The sequence below is a fragment of the Eubacterium ruminantium genome (assembly GCF_900167085.1).
Taxonomy (GTDB): Bacteria; Bacillota; Clostridia; order Lachnospirales; family Lachnospiraceae; genus Eubacterium_Q; species Eubacterium_Q ruminantium.
In genome coordinates, this window is sequence record NZ_FUXA01000003.1 from 215,013 (window position 1) to 231,768 (window position 16,756).

The window sequence follows — 16,756 nt, forward strand, 5'->3', positions numbered from 1 at the left end:
CAAAATAAATATGCAACGCCAAAATATACTTACCAAATCCTGCCCGCCAGCATGGCAAGCCTGACAAATGTTACTTCATCCCCTTCACCGAGACTTACAGACGTTCCTTCTTTCTTAAATTCCACTTCTTCCCCATTAATAAATAATCTTACCATCCCATCTTCATATGCAAGAAGAGCTGTATCAACCGCTTTCTTCATATCAGGTTTTTTATCATTATAGACATATCCAAATGCAACTTTACCTATCTCGGCCATAGACTTTATTCGTTCTTCCGTTAACGGATCCGGAACATGTCCTTCCTCTGACCATTTCTGCCTATTTATAAAATTATTCACCATTATTTTGACAGTTTCTTCTATCAATTCTTCTGCTGTCGATGGTATTTTCTCATACTCAAAAGGAACCGGTTGTATCCTTCTTCCTTTCTTACCCATATTTTTGATATTGATATTTATCTCCATAACGCCTCCATACCTTATGAATAAAGCTGCACATAGATAATTTTATCATCATACCGGTGAATTAAAAACAATCAAACTATATTGTTCATAAAAAATTCAGCATTTCACGTTATATGAAATGCTGAACCATATTAGTCTTCTATACAATCGTATAATAATTTAACTATTTCTTTTTTCTCATAACCTTTTCCGATAAATACGACCTGATTGCATCTATCTCCGTATTTTTCATCCCAATCATCTTTAATATCAGGGAAATCCGCCAAAACCTTATCCATTTCTTCGTCCGGCCATGCTGAAATCCACTCTGAAAGTTCTGTGATCGATGCATTTCTGCCTGCCTGTTCAAACAGCTGTACATGATTCCAATCATCAGAAAACCATATATAACCTTTGGTTCTTATCAATACTTCCGGATAATTGTCCACTAACTTATTAAATGATTCTCTGTTGAAAGGTTTTCTTTCTTCAAATACAAATGACGAAATGCCGTATTCATCAACACATGCTTTTTCGTCATCATGCTCGCAATTGTTCAGCGCCTTTTGAACTGCACTATATGCCTCAACCTCTTCGAAGTCAAAATCCTCTCTGTCTAGAATTATATCAAGATCTACATTGCCATTTACGCATTCGATCATCTCTGCTTCCTGCTGAATTCCTCTAAGTCCTTCTTTAACTTCGACCAGCTGTTCCTTGGTCAAGAGGTCTGTTTTATTGAGTATCATAAGATTACAGAACTCTATCTGATCCATAATAAGATTGATAACATCGCCCTCTTCTGCATCCGAATCGGATGTAAGGCTATGGAGAAATTCTTTATAAATCCTGTCAACGTCAACAACCGATACAACACTCTTCAGATATACTCTCGTATCTTCGGTCATTTCCTCATAATTTAAAAATGCGCCGGCGATGGATGATGGCTCGCTGATTCCTGATGCTTCAACAAATATAGCCTCAATACTTTTATCAGCAGACAGTCTCTCGATCTCAGCCATAAACTCGTCACGAAGTGTACAGCAGATGCATCCGTTCTGCATTTCAACCATCTCGATCTGTGCGACACGGTTTCCTGTTTTATTAAGTATAGATGCATCGATATTGATGCTTCCCATATCATTTACTATCAAAGCAATCTTACGCTTCTCCTGCTTAAGGATGTTCTGCATAAGGGTTGTTTTTCCCGATCCAAGATAACCTGTTATTATAACTATAGGAACTTCTTTTGTAGACATATTCATTCTCCTTATCAAAGCAAATTTGCAAATCATTTGCATTTCAATTGCCTATTATAGATATGAATCATTTTATTGTCAATACTTTTGCAAATCATTTGCATTTTCACTTTTTGTTATTTCCATATTTAATGCATTTTTAATCTAAACATAATGTAAACTTCGTTTTTCGTAACCACCATCTCCATATATAATATCTTTCGCAAATAACACTATTTATAGAATAGTGTTATGAGCAATATATGTTGCGCGGCATATATTCAGAAAATATTTCACATGAATAAGCAATCAATAAAGGAGACATTAAAATGAGTATTTTTTTGAGTATACGAAAATATATAGGAGGAATTATCTTAGCATTTGTTCTTATGTTTCTACTGCCATCCGGAATAATACAATGCTTTAATCTTGATAATTCTCCCTATGTTGATTTTATATATCTAGGTATTGTCATAACCATTCTTACTGCTATAATCATCGCCTTCGGGCAGAAAAAAATCTTTGCATTTTCATTCAAAAGCTTCGGATCAACATTTATTATAGGCGGCGCAATGACTGCAATAACCGCATTCTATTTGATCACAAATATTTATAAAGGAATAAATGATTACGGCTCTCCGAAAATGAAGAGTACAGCAATCTTGTCTTTCCTGCTTTCCTTATTTATCGGCGCCGGAATCCGTGAAGAATTGATCACTCGCGGTCTGCTTCTCACGTTTTTCAAAAAGGCATTCGGCAAAAGCAAAAAGTCCTGTATTTTAGCTATGTCTTTATCATCTGTCATATTCGGGTTGATGCATTTAACTAATTTAAAGGGTGCCACCAATGCTACAGCCATATATGCTCAGATAATTTATGCTGTGGGTATCGGCTTTTTCTTAGCAGCTCTCTATATAAGAACCGGAAATCTCTGGGGAAATATAATCCTTCATTTCCTTTTCGATCTAAGCCTGATGTTATATCCGTGTATTTTTGAAAATAGAGATGACATAGATAATCTTATCGGCGAATGGCTTGGTTCCGGAATGATCATCAAATCAATTATTATAGCCACAGTTGCCGTATTAGTCGGCCTTTTCCTCATTAGAGACAGCAAACTCAAACCGATTCTTGATGCTGAGGCTGAGTAAATGATAACTACGGTAACTGATCAGCACATGACTGAATCTGAGTGACGCTGATTTTTAATAATCAAAAAGCCGGTCCTCAGGGACCGGCCTATTAAATATATCCACACCATTCAGATATATTTATTTACTTATTTGAGTTTTCCCGCTGCCCCTTTAAACCTTGAGAGTGTCAGAAAATTTTGTTACAGCTTCCCAGCCGTTACAGCGATGATAATTATCTCCCGGAAGATCACAATATGAATTCCATGGTCTGTCAAAAACAACGACCTGAAGATCCGAAAGATGATCAAAGAATTTAAATGCAGCCGGAGAATCTTCAACCGCAAGATCAAAATGCATCTTTTTATAATCCTCAATCTCAAGACTAAAATCATTTTTATTGATAAATCCGTCTCTGGCATATTTATTCAGGCAATATAATTTTGCCCTCTTAAGATCATGTTCATCAAGCCATTTTCTTGACGGTTCATATGAACTGAATGGACGACCGGTGATTATATTTACGTCGTGCCCTTCATCGATCCAGTTATTTATAGCATTAACCGCCCCGGGTGTCTCATCATAAGAAAGAAGGACCTCGGGTCTATGCCCCTCCGCCATAAGCTTAACATACTGCTCGTCAGTCAGAGAAAATGCATCTTTAAGATTAAAATATTTGATATCTTCATATGGTACAAATTTATCAAAGCACTCAGCTACAAGAGTTGAAAAATGTCTTGCTGTTTCACATAAACAGTCATCAAAATCTACGTAAATATTCATATCAACCTCTGGTTTTTCGTCTTTATTTTGGTCTTATTATATATTTTATTCTTCACCTGTTCTAGGTTCTATTTCACCGTTTTTCTTTTTATTCTTTGGTCTTAATAATTTTCCTATTTGCTTATCAAGTAAACTCAGGATAAATGCAGCAGGTATCGACAGCCCCATTACCACCAGAACAAATAGCGGCATATTTTCTATATAATGAATAGGTTTAACGCCTTCATAGATCATATAGTACCCAAACATATGAATAAAAATTCCATGAGTCAAGTAAAGTTCAAGTGTGAATTTCCCAAGGAAACTCAGCATTTTATTTCCAATCCTAAGTTTCATACTTAAAAGATAATATAATGCTACAAAACAGAATGTATAAAGCACCTGAAAAATACATGTGAAAAGGTTAGCCCTGTAAGCGTAAATATAATTATAAGGATGATGGAATTTTTTGAAATACATCTCTCCCGCATTATTTACAAGATGGATAAGGATAGGACATAAAATAATAACTATCCCAAGCTTTAAGGCATAAAACTTTTTACAGCTTTCAAAAATTTTTTTCTCATATTTCGCAGTTATTATACCCACAAGAAACATATGCGGCGTATTGATCCACCATGTGCCGTAACGGAACTTTATACAGAAAACCGTATATGCTACAAGTCCCAGAAATACTGTTAAAATTCCGGCCCAATCCTTTTTGAAAAGTCTGAACCCTATGTAAAATATCAGATACATCGTGATTATTGCCGGTACATACCAGACATACGGATGTAAGGTTTCATGACCGTTTACCTGAAAAGGATTATCATATCTCAAAGGGATTTTTCTAAGATGTCTCAGCCAAAGATAAACAGATAAAGTCAGCATCGTCGGAACAAGTATTGGTATTATCCTGACCGGGATAAATCTCCTCAGAAAGTCCGGCTTTGTCTTTAAGCTTTTATATAAACCAAATCCGGAGCAAAAGAAAAATGTAGCAACCATCGGATATCCCGCGGTAAGAAATGTATCAAGTCCATGTCTTATATACCTTGGATTAAGCCAACCGGCGCAGGTTCTCTGGGCCATATGATGAAATACTACTATCACTGCGCAAAATCCCAAAAAGCATTTTGTATGCTCCAGTGACATATTTCCTTCATTCCATGTTTTTCTCTTACATATCTTAGTTCCCCAAAAAAGTAACACAGCTAATGCTATATACCATAAAATGATCGGATTCATTTTGCGTCTCCCCACAATTATCTATAACAAAACTCCTAGATCACACTATACTGAAACATCTCATATAAAAGTCTTGTTCCTTCAGATACTTCAGGCGGAAGCAGAGCTCTTGCGACGCATTTCGGTTCTTCATCCGGCATTGCTTCATTTCTCAAATGTGCATAATCGCCGTCTATCCTTACAACTGTATATTCAATACTTTCTAACATATCTCATCCTCCGCATCATAATTTAGAAGACCTTCATTTAGAATCTCATTATATCTTCCGTTCGCTTCTATGCTTTCTTTCTTGGCTTTCCAGCTTTCTATCTCCGCACGTATTGCAAGCATCTCATCCACAACAAGTTCAGCACTCTTAGGTTTAACATTTTCAAGATATGCCGTTTTTATTTCAACTTATCTTTGATAACTGACTTTCACCTATCGGAAGTTTTCCAGGTATCTCAAGAAATTCTCTGACGGTTTCACCGCTATCTGCAAATGAAGTGGAAGTATGAAGATTTATTCCGGCCTTTACCGAACTTCCGTAAATCAAAAATGGAACATATTCTCTTGTATGATCCGTGCCTTTAAATGTCGGATCACATCCATGATCTGCGGTTATCACCAAAATATCATCTGATGGTTCACCGTTAAATGAGCCCATCTTCTTCATAAGTTCACCAAGTCTTATATCAAATGCTTCAAGCCCCTTGGCATATCCTTCGACATCACGTCTATGTCCCCATGTTGAATCAAATTCCACAAGATTGGTAAAAATAAGTCCGTTTCCGACTTTATCCAGGGCTTCAAGTGTCTTATCCATACCATCTTCATTATCCTTTGTATGAACAGCCTCTGTTATTCCCACTCCTGCAAATATATCTTCGATCTTACCTACAGCATAAACTGTCTGCCCTGCATTTTTTATCATATTTAAAAGATTTACTTCATCCGGCTTTCTTGAAAAATCTCTTCTGTTGGATGTTCTTACATATTCTTTTCCATCGAAAATATAAGGTCTTGCAATAACGCGGGCAAGATTATGTGGACCGACAAGTATTTTCCTTGCCACCCTGCACATCTCATATAATTCTTCCGGTGAATAGACGCTTTCGTCGCATGCTATCTGAAATACACTATCTGCCGATGTATACACTATCGGCATTTTCTTAGCCTTCATTTCGTCACCGAGTTCATTTATTATCGCAGTTCCCGATGCAACACAGTTACCTAAAACTCCGGGAACTCCAGTTTCTTTTATAAATTCATTTATTATATCCTCAGGGAATCCATCAGGATATGTAGGAAATCTTTCCGGTGTATGAATTCCCGTCATTTCCCAATGTCCGATGGTTGTATCTTTTCCTGCTGAAAGCTCCCTAAGTCTTCCAAATGAACCAAGAGGCTCTTCAACCGGCGTGACGCCACTGATTCCGTCTATATTTCCATATCCTATACTGCGAAGATTCGGTATCTTGAGATCCGGATATTTCTCCATTATATGTCCTATGGTATCAGCTCCTAAATCATCAAAATCAGCCGCATCCGGTGCTTCGCCCATTCCTACACTGTCTAATACTATCCAAATAACCCTTTTCATATTTATACCCCATCTTTCTGCCAATCACTGTGTCCGAAAGGCACAATCTTATAAGCTTATTATATTATTCTGCATGTAATGTGATTTTCACGATCTCCGGATAGTTATTGATCCTGACAGGAATAACACTGTTGCCAAGACCCCTGCTTATGATCATGGTTGTATCATTAAATGAATGACGACCGCCGTAAAACTTCGGGAAGATTTCCATATCCGGAGAAATGAAGCCTCCCTTTCCCGGAACTACAAACTGACCTCCATGATTATGTCCTACAAGAACAAGATCTGCCCCGGCACTGTTGTAGCTTTCCAAATAACGTGGTTCGTGAGCCAAAAGTATCATTAATGTATCTTCATCTCCTCCCGAAAGAGCACACTCTTCCTTGATGGAATCTACTTTAGATTTAATATTTCCTCCGAGAGAACTTTCCGAAATACCTACTAATTTAAATCTTCTGACTACGTCGCCATTCTGATCATTTTCCCCGCTGTCGCTCGACTCGTCGAAAATCTCATCACTAAAACCGGTAGGTGTGCTATCGATGCATGTCATTTTATCATCAAGAAGTCGCACGCCCATTTTCTCTATATCTGTCAGGAATTTATCAAACCGCTTTCCCTTCAACCACTCTTCATGATTTCCGGTTATATAATATACCGGCGCAATATCAACCGCCCCACGGAAAAAGTCCTCAGCAAACTCATAACAAGTATGCCCGGAATCAAGAACATCTCCGGTCACAACAATCATATCCGGTTCACATTTTCGAATTTTAGAAAGAAGGATCTTCTCATCGAATCCAAACCACTGATTGTGCAGATCTGAAATCTGCACTATGACATATCCGTCCATTGATTCACTGACTTTCGGGCTCTGATAATCATATTCCGTAATAACTATATGATAATTCTGATAAAGAAAAAATGCATTCAATATAATATAAAATACCAAAAGAATCGGTACTGTTATTCGGAATTTTTTCTTTTTTGTTTTATGATGAAATACCAGCATACCGGCAAAAGCGCCTAATGCACCGCCAATGGCAGCAACCATTATGAGAGTCGCTTCCGATATCCTTCTCGAATGATTTATAGCCTTCCTTTTATCTATACCATACAGAACGAATGCTGTAAGATTTATCATAAAAAGATAGTATACGAGTATCATTTTTATCTACCTTTAACTCCTCTAACTTTCCTGATTTATGCGAAATGATCTTGTCCCCTCAACCCATAAGATATTAGTACTATCTATATCAGTCCTATCTATATCAGTCCGAAATATTTTCATTTTTATAAAATCAGTCCGATACATCAACATCCGGCGATATCTGTATATCATAACCCGGATAATCTTTCTTTAATTCTTCGTACAGAGTGGCCATTGCATCCCTGGCATTTACCTTAAAACTTATGACCACGTCAAATCTCATTTCCTTTTCTTCTATATCAAGATAAAATCCATGAAGCTGTATGGCCCACTCATGACTAAGGACCTTTTCTCTTACTGCATTAAGTATCTTTGCAGTTTCATCATCACTTGTATTTATCGAATAAAGTCCTACTCCCGCAAGTATTACACCGGTTTCTTTGTAAACCTTTTTTTCAAGTTTTCTTGTGATCTTATCAACTTCTTTGACTGTCATAGTGTCCGGAAGCTCGATATGAACAGATGCATAATTTTTGTCCGGACCGTAATTATAAAGTATAAGATCATAAGCGCCGCTAACTTCCGGCTCCTCAACCATAAGTTTCTTGATTTTGTCTGTAACTTCCTTATCAGCACGCACACCGAGAATTTCATTTACGGTCTCTATCATCATTTCAATACCTGATTTAATGATGATCACGGATATAAATACACCAACCCATGCTTCAAGAGAAATGCCTGTTAAAATAAAAATGATTGCTGACGCAAGAACCGACATAGAAAGAATTGCATCAAATAATGCATCTGATCCTGATGCTATAAGAGAACCCGAATTAACCTTCTCACCCTGACCTTTAACATAACGTCCGAGAATGATCTTCACAACTACAGCCACGCCGATTATCACAAGTGAAATCGTACTGTAATCCGCCTTTTCAGGATGGATTATCTTCTTCACTGATTCAACCGCTGAAGTAAGACCTGCATATAAAACGATTCCCGCTACTATCATGGCTGTAAGATATTCCATTCTTCCGTATCCCAGTGGATGCTTCTTGTCAGGAAGTCTTCCGGCCAGCTTCGTACCGACTATTGTTATGATTGACGAAAGTGCGTCCGACAGATTATTTACAGCATCAAGTATTACTGCTATCGAATTGGAAATAAGACCTATTCCCGCCTTAAATGATGCAAGGAAAACATTTGTAAGTATTCCTATAATACTGGTTCTGACTATTATCTTGTCACGACTGACCGCAGCACTATCCGGTATATTTTTTTCTTTACTCATATATTTACCCTCTCTTTACCCGCAAAAACACTATTTATATAATATCATATATTTATAGTTTTCGAAGAATAATTATAACTATTATAGCCGTTTTTAATTTTTTTCTTTCAATATAGAACCTTTTTCTATATAATGGTGGGAGTGCCAAAAAATTTGGAATAGATTTTTTATGAAAGGATTATATATAAATGAAAATTGCAGTATCTTACGAAAACGGACAGGTTTTTTCTCACCTTGGAAAAACTAAAGAATTCAAGATTTACGAAATCACAGGACAGCAGATAGATAAAACTGAAATGCTTCAGGCAAATGGCGAAGGACATAACGCTATTTCATCTTTACTCAATGAGAATGATGTTGATGTAGTTATCTGTGGAAATGCCGGTGCAGAAGCACAGAATGCACTTTTAGAAAAGGGTATCCAGCTCATTTCAGGTGCATCAGGAGAAGCTGATAAAGCTGTTCTTCTTTATCTTGAAGAAGAGCTCGTTTCAGCAGGTGCAAATTGTTGTGCAGGCTGCGGCGATAATTCAGATGATGAGTCATGTGGAGGTTGCGGATGTGGAAGCAGCGACAGTGACTGTGGTGGATGCGGAAGTTCCGAAGGCGGTTGCGGCGGATGTGGCGGCTGCGGTAGTTTCGATCCAAAGTCTCTTCCTATCATTCATGAGGGACCAAATGCAGGAAAAGTTGTAAGCGTTCATTATACAGGAACACTTGATGACGGAAGCAAGTTCGATTCTTCTTATGACAGAAATCAGCCACTTTCATTTGTCTGCGGTACAGGAATGATGATTCCTGGATTTGATAAGGCTGTTGTAAATATGTCTGTAGGTGATAAGATCGACATCCATCTTCTTCCTGAAGAAGCTTATGGAGAGAGAGATCCTCGTGCCGTACTTACACTTCCTCAGAATGAACTTCCGGGAGCAGAGAATCTTAAGGTAGGCGATCACATCGTTCTTTCTAACAGTAACGGTCAGCGTTTCCCTGCTGTTGTATCGGAGAAGACTGATGACATGATCACTTTCGATGCAAATCATGAACTTGCAGGAAAGGCTCTTAATTTCCAGATTGAAGTAATCTCTATCGAAGATTAATCATATAAATGTTGTTATACAAAATCAGATAAGTATTTTGATAACTAGCCGCACACTTGTGACTTCAGTCGTGTGAGGTTTCACATACAATTAGATAAATATATTAATATATACAGCACAAGGGACCGGCAATTTTTGCCGATCCCTTGATCACTTTAATTTATGATTCTGTCAATGATCATGTTTATCTAAACGACCTGACAATCTGTCATAAGTTTAGTTAACAACCTTACCACCCTGAATCTTATATGTTTTTCCGTTGTATTTTACAGTTCCGGTATATCCAAACTGAACTTTTCCTCCCTTGCAGTACCAAGAACCACTTGAGTTCTTAGCAATACCATTGAAGTTAAAGTTTACTTTACCCTTCTGGATAACCCACCAGCCGCTGCTGTTCTTCTCTACTGAATCAACAAACTTAGCCTGTCCGCCATTTACGAACCACCAGCCGGTCACACCATTTATTGTTCCCTTTACTACATCTTTCTTAGCAAAGTTAACTTTACCATTTTCACAATACCACCAGCCATTCTGATTCTTGGCAAATCCTGTAAAGTTGAAGTTTATTTTACCCTTCTGGATTGCCCACCAGCCGCTACTGTTCTTATCTACTGTATCGATAAATTTAACCTGTCCTGATTTAACAAGCCACCAACCTGTTACACCTTTGACAGTTCCCTTAACGATATCATTCTTTGAGAAATCAACTTTTCCGTTTCTGCAGTAAAACCATCCGGAAGCATTCTTGGCAAAGCTTTCGCCTGTACCCTTAACCTTACCTCTTGTAATGTTATACCATCCGGTTACACCATTGATAGTAGTCTTAACAAGTTCTGTTCTTGAAGTATCAATCTTACCATTTACTACAAAGTACCAGTCACTTCCGAATTTAGCTTTTCCATTATATGTCTTGTCGAAAATACCATTCTTTGTGTAGTAAAGTCCTCCATTATATCTCTGAAGTCCTGTTATATTCTTATCAAATACGTAAGCATCAACAGTCTTAGATGTCTTATAAGTCTTTCCGTTAAATGTTACAGAAGCTGTAACTGTCTTCTTTCCTGCTTTATTTATTGTAGGCTTTGGATTGTATGTTGTCTTCATAGATGCGTCAACAACTACAACATAATTACTGTTATTCTTATCTTTGAATTTTGCTGCAGCACTTGTTGAACCGTTCCATTTCCATGTTGGTTCAGCAAAAGCATGTGCATTAGCCTTTCCATTATTTGATAATGGTATATTTGTTGATGTTGAGATTTTATTCTTCTCAAACATATTTTTAACCATTTTTATGAAATCGTTACGAGTAACTCTTCCGTATGGATCGATTCTCTGCTCAGACTTTGGAGCACCCTTAGCTCCCTTGCCTTCCATGATATTCCATGTAGCTGCCCAGCATATTGCTTCCCAGTGTTCATAATCAATATCATAGTAATCGATATATTCATCACTTCTACCGAAGTCTATTGATCTCTCATACTTCTTATACTCTGAATATCTCATGAGCATAAATACAGCATCCTGTCTTGTGATATACTCACCAACACCGAAAGTATCAGATGAGAAATATGGATAACCCATACAAAGAGCATTCTTCTGTCCCCAAAGGAGTGCATTTGTATACCACTGACCTGACTTAACATCCTTAAATCTTGTCTTTAATCCTGCAACACTTGGACTTCCTGCCATTTTATAAAGAGTATCAACAACTGCTTCTCTTGTAAGAAGATCCTTCTCTGCAACACTTGTTCCAAGATCTGAATATCTGATCTCGTTACTGATCGTACTTGCCTTTGTTGCCTTTGTACTAAGTGTTACCGCATCATCAAAGCAAAGGAAATATATATTATCTCCTCCGGTAGATGTATCTCCACCGTAATCAATCGTCCATGAATGTCCCTTACATACTTTGTATTCTGATTGCTTTGTACCTTCTTTGTATGTCTTTAAAAGAAGTGGGTTGTTACCAATATTAAGTTTTGTAAATGGATTGGTAAATGCCTGTAAGAAATATAACTTCTGATTATTTGAAATATCTAAGTTTGTAATTCCGTCACACTCGCATGCAAGATATACAAGCTTTGGATTCTTGCTGATATCAAGTTTCTTTAAATCGCCATTATAACTGCATATAAGCTTATTGAGCTCCGGATTCTTTGTAACATCGATACTTTTTACATCATTATGAGCACAGTTATAATACTGTAATCCCGGATTATGTGTAATATCAATACTTCCAAGTCCTCTGTTATCCCAGATATCCAGACGCTTAAGCTTTGGATTCTTTGTAACATCAAGTTTCTTGAAATGATTTCTGAAAGCATCAAGATGCTGTAAGTTTGGATTGTGAGTTACATCAAGTGTTGTAAGTTCGCAAGATCCTACTGTTAAATGCTCAAGTAATGGATTACGTGATACATCAAGTTTCTTAAGTGGATTAGTATTTACTTCAAGATATGATAATTTAGGATTATTAGATACATTAAGTGATGTTAATCCATTCTCAAAACAATAAACCCATTCAAGATTTGGAAGTGCCGAAAAATCCAGAGTTTTGAGATTATTATTAGAGCACCATATTCCGGTAATAAGTTTATTCTTGCTGAGATTAAACTTATCAGATGTTATTTTATTGTGCATACAATAAAGTCCACGTAACTCTGTGATAAGTTCGATACCTTTAGTATCTTTGATACCATAGTTTACGCACCAGAGATTTCTTGCGACAAGAAGCTCATCTGAATCAAGGACATTATCCTTGTTCTTGTCGAAGTTATCCACGATAGCTCTTCTGAAATTAGGATCCGGAAAATTTGTAGAGTTAATAGTTACAGGTTTAAGATTGTAACTTGCTGCAGAAACTTTTTTTGCCCCAGCAAAAGGCATAGCTCCGCTGACAACAGCGATAACCGTTGCCAAACAGCCGGCAAGGATTCTGGATGCCCTGCCCTTAATGGTCTTTTTCATATTCATACTTCCCTTCTATAAAACTACCCGATCGTTAAAAACGATCATTATTTAAGAAAAGTATACATATAAATATCCCCTCACATTTTTCATAGCTTTCATAGTTTTCATAGTATTTGTACATAAAAAATGCATACCTATATGTATCTCAAAAAAAATATAACAACGTTTATTTGCCATTGTCAAGGGCTGAGCCGGGCTACAAAAGGCGCACCAATTACATAAGACTGGTTAACGCCTTATAACTAGCCATATTTAAGATTTATTAATTTTTGTTAAGAATTCAATTATATATCGCAAACAGATTTATATATCCATCAGAGTTGCTCTGCATGGCGAACCGTCTGCTCCACCAAGGTTTAACGGAGCAGCATTCAGTAGATAGACTCCCTCAGGAACCTTTGCTAATCTTATTCCTTCAAGAAGGACTATCTCCGCACCAAGCATTATGAGATGTACTTCCTTTGGTGCCTCAAGCGGACCCACTGTCTGAGATTCATTTCCGAAAAGTTTAATCTTTGCTTCCGCAAATACTTCAGCAGCTCCTTTTGTAACAGTTGCCTTACCTTTGACAAGTATCCTCTCAACTGCTCTCTCATCTTTCGCTTTAGCTGATTCAAGTATCCTCCTTGCATCATCTGCAAGGATATCACCTTCATGTTCCGCAACATAGACATATCCAATGAATCTATCAAGATCAACCTGATCTATGGTCTTTCCTTCATCTAAAAAATGATAAGGTGCATCCACATGTGTACCATTATGTGCACACATATGAATCTCCGTAAGATTACATACATCACCATTTTTCAGACTTAATGCTGTTATCTTTTCCGGCTGCGGATCTCCCGGAAAAACTTCACATCCAAATACTTCCTGAGCAATATCATATATCATTTTCTACCCCTCCGTTAATCTATACCTCTCCGTTAATTTACATCCCGGATAACCCGAGTCAAATCCCCATAAATACATACAAAAAATTCACCCTGTCATCGTCCAGCTTTGATTAAATGGCGAATAATATAAGGTGATTTTCTTGATCATATTGATAACCAGGATCTTACATTCAAAAATAAGATTGTTATCTGTCACAAATACTCCATCTGCAGTTGTATAACTTCCTTTATGTGATATATCCATATATTCTTTTATATTGAATACCTGCCTCTGTCCGTCCTCATCAGTTAATCTTATTCGAAGCGGTATAACTGTTCCGTCAACCGAATGCTGACATATCACATCCACTTTTTGCGGTGCTTTACAATCTATACCCATATGCTCACCTCTTATCGGAATTATAGAACATATGTTCGTTTTTGTAAAGGCTTTTATTTTGTCAAAATTTTTTTATGAAATGATTTCTTTTATTATCCACCCATGCATAATTAAAATCAACCCGATTTTGCCATATCCCTTGTGTGAAAATCGATTATTTACGGAATGACAATTATAGTAAAATTAATATCCAATGAATATGTATCCTGTCACCCTCGAACACATCCACGTTCTTCATTTCTTCTATGCTCATACCCATAATAAAAGACCTCCAGATATTTTCTCTTTCTGAAGGTCTAGGTATCAGTTTTAGTGTTCTTCCGATTTTTTCTTACGGAATTAAGACGGATCGTCAAACAATGCATCTATCTCTTCTGGCGAAATATCCTCCAATATTATCGGGACTTCGTCTATGTCGTCAAATCCATCTCTGAGCATCGCCATCTCCGTCATTCCAAATACACTTAACGCATATGAATATCTGTTTCCATCTCTTGTGAAAATATGTCTTTTCTGCAAGTATGAGATGATCTTCTCTTCTTTAGTAGGTTGAGCATCCAGGTCATATGTTTTTGTCTTGGCATTACATACTCTATAACATTTTCAGATACACCGACTTCTTCAAGTTCTTTTATATAGGAACTGAGAAGTTTTCGTACCTCCTCCTTAAAATCATCTGTATCAAATTCTACCGGAATCTTATACTCCGGTTTTGAAAAAATGGCATTCAGAATATCCAATATAATTCTCCCACATGAGTACTATGTATCACTTTTACACTCTATTGTTGTGAGTTTCGGAACATATGATAACACATCTAATAGCCAAATCGTACTCCCATCAGCATTTTCCTTTTCAAGTGTAAATCCCACGTTCTCGTAAAAGTCCTTTACCATATTATTTTTGCTGGTTGGATAATAATAACCGTATACCCTTTTTATTCCTCTATCTCGAGCCTTCTCCAGCAGAACATTCATCATCAGATCTTCCAGACCTCGCTTCAACACTCGACAGCTCATAAGCCATAATCTGATATGTAAGGCATCCCCCATTATTTCCCCAGAGACAACCGTTACAATTCCATTATCTGCGAATTTGTCAATCAGCCTTCCACATAAGCAAATATAATTCTGACTGTCTTGCATCCTACGAATATCATCCTCGCTACATCTTAATGTCGTAAGATTAAACTGATTAGATTTGTTGGTCAACTGTGCTACGCGCTGAATGCTAATGGGTTCAAATCCGGTTATTTCTGCCCTCATTTCCAAGCTCTCAAGGTATTCTTCATAATTGCCAAAAGAAGCCTGAGCAGTTTTCGCTTCTGCCCTTGCCTTGTATTGACTTGTTTTCGACAAGTCTTCATCTGAGATACCAGTCACTTCAAAGTATCCGGATCTGTCTAGAATCTGGATGTATTTTTCTGCTCCATCCATTGCTGGAACAGACACCATAGGGAGTTGCTTGCTTACTATTTCCCGCTCGGCTGGATTATCATCTGCAAACACAAAGCTATCCATTCCTAATGACAACTCCTCGGATATCTCGCGTAGGTTTTGATCTTTCGTATTCCAATTAGCTTTTATTGATACAAAATCCTCTGGCTTAAGCACCCCGTCAGGATGGTTTAACCCAGAAAGAGCGTTCTCTTCATCATTTTTTGAATCTACCGCAAGAACTACCCCTATTTGCTGTAAATCTTTGCAGTACCTTTGAAACTCATAAAAAACCTGACCCTTAGGAATTTCGGAGCCTATCTTTATTCCCTCTACTCCATCATCTCCGACAACGCCTCCCCACAAGGTATTGTCAAGATCCAGGGCAAGAAGCTTTTTATTCTTGCCAAAAATAGATTTGATAATATTCGCAACGCTGAATGAAACATAAGGAATAGCATTCATCGGGCAGGCATATTTATACATATTCCAATAAACAGAATCACTCCACTGAGCCAAGCCATATTCTTGTGCAATATAATCTATATCGTTAATATAAAACGATGATTGCGACTTGGCATAATCATAAAGCATGCTGTTCAAATTAAAGATATAATTACTCCTTCCTCTATGATCCCAAATGTCTCTATTGCCCATCAAGCGATAATTTGGTCTGTCAAAATTATTCTGTATGATAGGGCACGAAAACTTGGATTTTAAAGCTGCCCACATAGTTTCATAACGAGCGAACTCATCCTTCAACATATCCGATACTTCTTCTGATGAATTCTTGATCTCAGGATAACGTAATATATTTCTCCAACTGGTATGAATAAAAATAATATCCGGGCAAAACGAATCAAGTATTTCATTTCCGAACATAGCATCTTCCCAGAATTTTCCATATTCCGATTGATAGAACTTCGCTTTTATTCCGTAATAAAGAAGCGCCAATTCAAGCTGATCAACTATTTCATTAGTAGTAGAGCCGCCCAGAACGGCGACTCTCTTTTCTGTCCAAACAATATCCTGTTCTCTTAACTCTTTCTTGATTGCTATTTTCTTCCGAAGCAATGTCTTTGTATCCAACGGATATGAAAAATAGTCCATTACCTACACCTCTTTCG

At 37.3% G+C, this 16,756-nt stretch carries 17 protein-coding genes; 3 read left to right on the forward strand and 14 right to left on the reverse strand.

Annotated features, from left to right (window positions below; all coding sequences use genetic code 11):
- Positions 1 to 29 precede the first annotated feature (29 nt).
- Positions 30 to 464: a hypothetical protein gene (locus tag B5D25_RS00960; protein WP_078785871.1), complete on the reverse strand. Its 435-nt coding sequence runs from the start codon at positions 462 to 464 to the stop codon at positions 30 to 32.
- 60 nt (positions 465 to 524) lie between these two features.
- On the opposite strand from B5D25_RS00960, the gene B5D25_RS13270 reads away from it, so the two are divergent.
- Positions 525 to 581 carry a hypothetical protein gene (locus B5D25_RS13270; RefSeq protein ID WP_143000627.1) on the forward strand — a complete coding sequence of 19 codons (57 nt, stop codon included), beginning with the start codon at positions 525 to 527 and terminating at the stop codon, positions 579 to 581.
- 14 nt (positions 582 to 595) lie between these two features.
- Here the strand turns inward: B5D25_RS13270 and B5D25_RS00965 are convergent, their stop codons facing one another.
- A complete protein-coding gene (locus B5D25_RS00965) occupies positions 596 to 1,702 on the reverse strand; it encodes a CobW family GTP-binding protein (RefSeq protein ID WP_078785872.1) in 1,107 nt (368 codons plus the stop codon).
- A 308-nt stretch (positions 1,703 to 2,010) separates the two neighbouring features.
- Between B5D25_RS00965 and B5D25_RS00970 the strand changes: the two genes are divergently transcribed.
- Positions 2,011 to 2,832, forward strand: coding sequence for a CPBP family intramembrane glutamic endopeptidase (locus B5D25_RS00970; RefSeq protein WP_078785873.1), 822 nt, complete (start codon positions 2,011 to 2,013; stop codon positions 2,830 to 2,832).
- A 153-nt stretch (positions 2,833 to 2,985) separates the two neighbouring features.
- Here B5D25_RS00970 and B5D25_RS00975 read toward each other — a convergent pair whose 3' ends face one another.
- From B5D25_RS00975 to B5D25_RS01000, 7 genes are all read right to left on the reverse strand, one after another.
- Positions 2,986 to 3,594, reverse strand: coding sequence for a 5' nucleotidase, NT5C type (locus B5D25_RS00975; protein WP_078785874.1), 609 nt, complete (start codon positions 3,592 to 3,594; stop codon positions 2,986 to 2,988).
- Between the two features lie 45 nt (positions 3,595 to 3,639).
- Positions 3,640 to 4,821: an acyltransferase family protein gene (locus B5D25_RS00980; RefSeq protein ID WP_078785875.1), complete on the reverse strand. Its 1,182-nt coding sequence runs from the start codon at positions 4,819 to 4,821 to the stop codon at positions 3,640 to 3,642.
- 35 nt (positions 4,822 to 4,856) lie between these two features.
- Positions 4,857 to 5,030 carry a chorismate--pyruvate lyase gene (locus B5D25_RS00985; protein WP_078785876.1) on the reverse strand — a complete coding sequence of 58 codons (174 nt, stop codon included), beginning with the start codon at positions 5,028 to 5,030 and terminating at the stop codon, positions 4,857 to 4,859.
- On the reverse strand, positions 5,024 to 5,161 hold the full coding sequence (locus tag B5D25_RS12805; protein ID WP_159444042.1) for a hypothetical protein: 138 nt from the start codon (positions 5,159 to 5,161) through the stop codon (positions 5,024 to 5,026). The genes B5D25_RS00985 and B5D25_RS12805 overlap by 7 nt, the downstream gene beginning before the upstream one ends.
- Before the next feature lie 52 nt (positions 5,162 to 5,213).
- Positions 5,214 to 6,404 carry a phosphopentomutase gene (locus tag B5D25_RS00990; RefSeq protein ID WP_078785877.1) on the reverse strand — a complete coding sequence of 397 codons (1,191 nt, stop codon included), beginning with the start codon at positions 6,402 to 6,404 and terminating at the stop codon, positions 5,214 to 5,216.
- Between the two features lie 64 nt (positions 6,405 to 6,468).
- Positions 6,469 to 7,572, reverse strand: coding sequence for a DUF1294 domain-containing protein (locus B5D25_RS00995; RefSeq protein WP_090348086.1), 1,104 nt, complete (start codon positions 7,570 to 7,572; stop codon positions 6,469 to 6,471).
- A gap of 133 nt (positions 7,573 to 7,705) precedes the next feature.
- The gene (locus B5D25_RS01000; protein WP_078785878.1) at positions 7,706 to 8,845 is read right to left on the reverse strand and encodes a cation diffusion facilitator family transporter; all 1,140 of its coding nucleotides are present in this window, start codon (positions 8,843 to 8,845) and stop codon (positions 7,706 to 7,708) included.
- 188 nt (positions 8,846 to 9,033) lie between these two features.
- On the opposite strand from B5D25_RS01000, the gene B5D25_RS01005 reads away from it, so the two are divergent.
- Entirely contained in the window at positions 9,034 to 9,945 is a 912-nt protein-coding gene (locus tag B5D25_RS01005; protein WP_078785879.1) for an FKBP-type peptidyl-prolyl cis-trans isomerase, read from the forward strand.
- A 216-nt stretch (positions 9,946 to 10,161) separates the two neighbouring features.
- On the opposite strand, the gene B5D25_RS01010 is transcribed toward B5D25_RS01005, so the two are convergent.
- The 5 genes from B5D25_RS01010 to B5D25_RS01030 all read right to left on the reverse strand — a co-directional run bounded on the left by B5D25_RS01010 (position 10,162) and on the right by B5D25_RS01030 (position 16,739).
- Complete coding sequence (locus B5D25_RS01010) at positions 10,162 to 12,921, reverse strand: leucine-rich repeat domain-containing protein (protein WP_078785880.1); 2,760 nt, start codon at positions 12,919 to 12,921, stop codon at positions 10,162 to 10,164.
- A gap of 300 nt (positions 12,922 to 13,221) precedes the next feature.
- The gene (locus tag B5D25_RS01015) at positions 13,222 to 13,812 is read right to left on the reverse strand and encodes a cyclase family protein (RefSeq protein ID WP_078785881.1); all 591 of its coding nucleotides are present in this window, start codon (positions 13,810 to 13,812) and stop codon (positions 13,222 to 13,224) included.
- Between the two features lie 87 nt (positions 13,813 to 13,899).
- Entirely contained in the window at positions 13,900 to 14,193 is a 294-nt protein-coding gene (locus B5D25_RS01020; protein ID WP_078785882.1) for a hypothetical protein, read from the reverse strand.
- A gap of 464 nt (positions 14,194 to 14,657) precedes the next feature.
- A complete protein-coding gene (locus B5D25_RS01025; protein ID WP_078785883.1) occupies positions 14,658 to 14,933 on the reverse strand; it encodes a hypothetical protein in 276 nt (91 codons plus the stop codon).
- Between the two features lie 21 nt (positions 14,934 to 14,954).
- On the reverse strand, positions 14,955 to 16,739 hold the full coding sequence (locus tag B5D25_RS01030) for an HAD-IIIC family phosphatase (protein WP_078785884.1): 1,785 nt from the start codon (positions 16,737 to 16,739) through the stop codon (positions 14,955 to 14,957).
- Positions 16,740 to 16,756: the final 17 nt, after the last annotated feature.

Bases quoted from the DNA above. Each gene is read 5' to 3' on its own strand.
- B5D25_RS00960 (WP_078785871.1), bottom strand. From the start codon at position 464: ATGGAGATAAATATCAATATCAAAAATATGGGTAAGAAAGGAAGAAGG.
- B5D25_RS00965 (WP_078785872.1), bottom strand. From the start codon at position 1,702: ATGTCTACAAAAGAAGTTCCTATAGTTATAATAACAGGTTATCTTGGA.
- B5D25_RS00970 (WP_078785873.1), top strand. From the start codon at position 2,011: ATGAGTATTTTTTTGAGTATACGAAAATATATAGGAGGAATTATCTTA.
- B5D25_RS00975 (WP_078785874.1), bottom strand. From the start codon at position 3,594: ATGAATATTTACGTAGATTTTGATGACTGTTTATGTGAAACAGCAAGA.
- B5D25_RS00980 (WP_078785875.1), bottom strand. From the start codon at position 4,821: ATGAATCCGATCATTTTATGGTATATAGCATTAGCTGTGTTACTTTTT.
- B5D25_RS00985 (WP_078785876.1), bottom strand. From the start codon at position 5,030: ATGTTAGAAAGTATTGAATATACAGTTGTAAGGATAGACGGCGATTAT.
- B5D25_RS00990 (WP_078785877.1), bottom strand. From the start codon at position 6,404: ATGAAAAGGGTTATTTGGATAGTATTAGACAGTGTAGGAATGGGCGAA.
- B5D25_RS00995 (WP_090348086.1), bottom strand. From the start codon at position 7,572: ATGATACTCGTATACTATCTTTTTATGATAAATCTTACAGCATTCGTT.
- B5D25_RS01000 (WP_078785878.1), bottom strand. From the start codon at position 8,845: ATGAGTAAAGAAAAAAATATACCGGATAGTGCTGCGGTCAGTCGTGAC.
- B5D25_RS01005 (WP_078785879.1), top strand. From the start codon at position 9,034: ATGAAAATTGCAGTATCTTACGAAAACGGACAGGTTTTTTCTCACCTT.
- B5D25_RS01010 (WP_078785880.1), bottom strand. From the start codon at position 12,921: ATGAATATGAAAAAGACCATTAAGGGCAGGGCATCCAGAATCCTTGCC.
- B5D25_RS01015 (WP_078785881.1), bottom strand. From the start codon at position 13,812: ATGATATATGATATTGCTCAGGAAGTATTTGGATGTGAAGTTTTTCCG.
- B5D25_RS01020 (WP_078785882.1), bottom strand. From the start codon at position 14,193: ATGGGTATAGATTGTAAAGCACCGCAAAAAGTGGATGTGATATGTCAG.
- B5D25_RS01030 (WP_078785884.1), bottom strand. From the start codon at position 16,739: ATGGACTATTTTTCATATCCGTTGGATACAAAGACATTGCTTCGGAAG.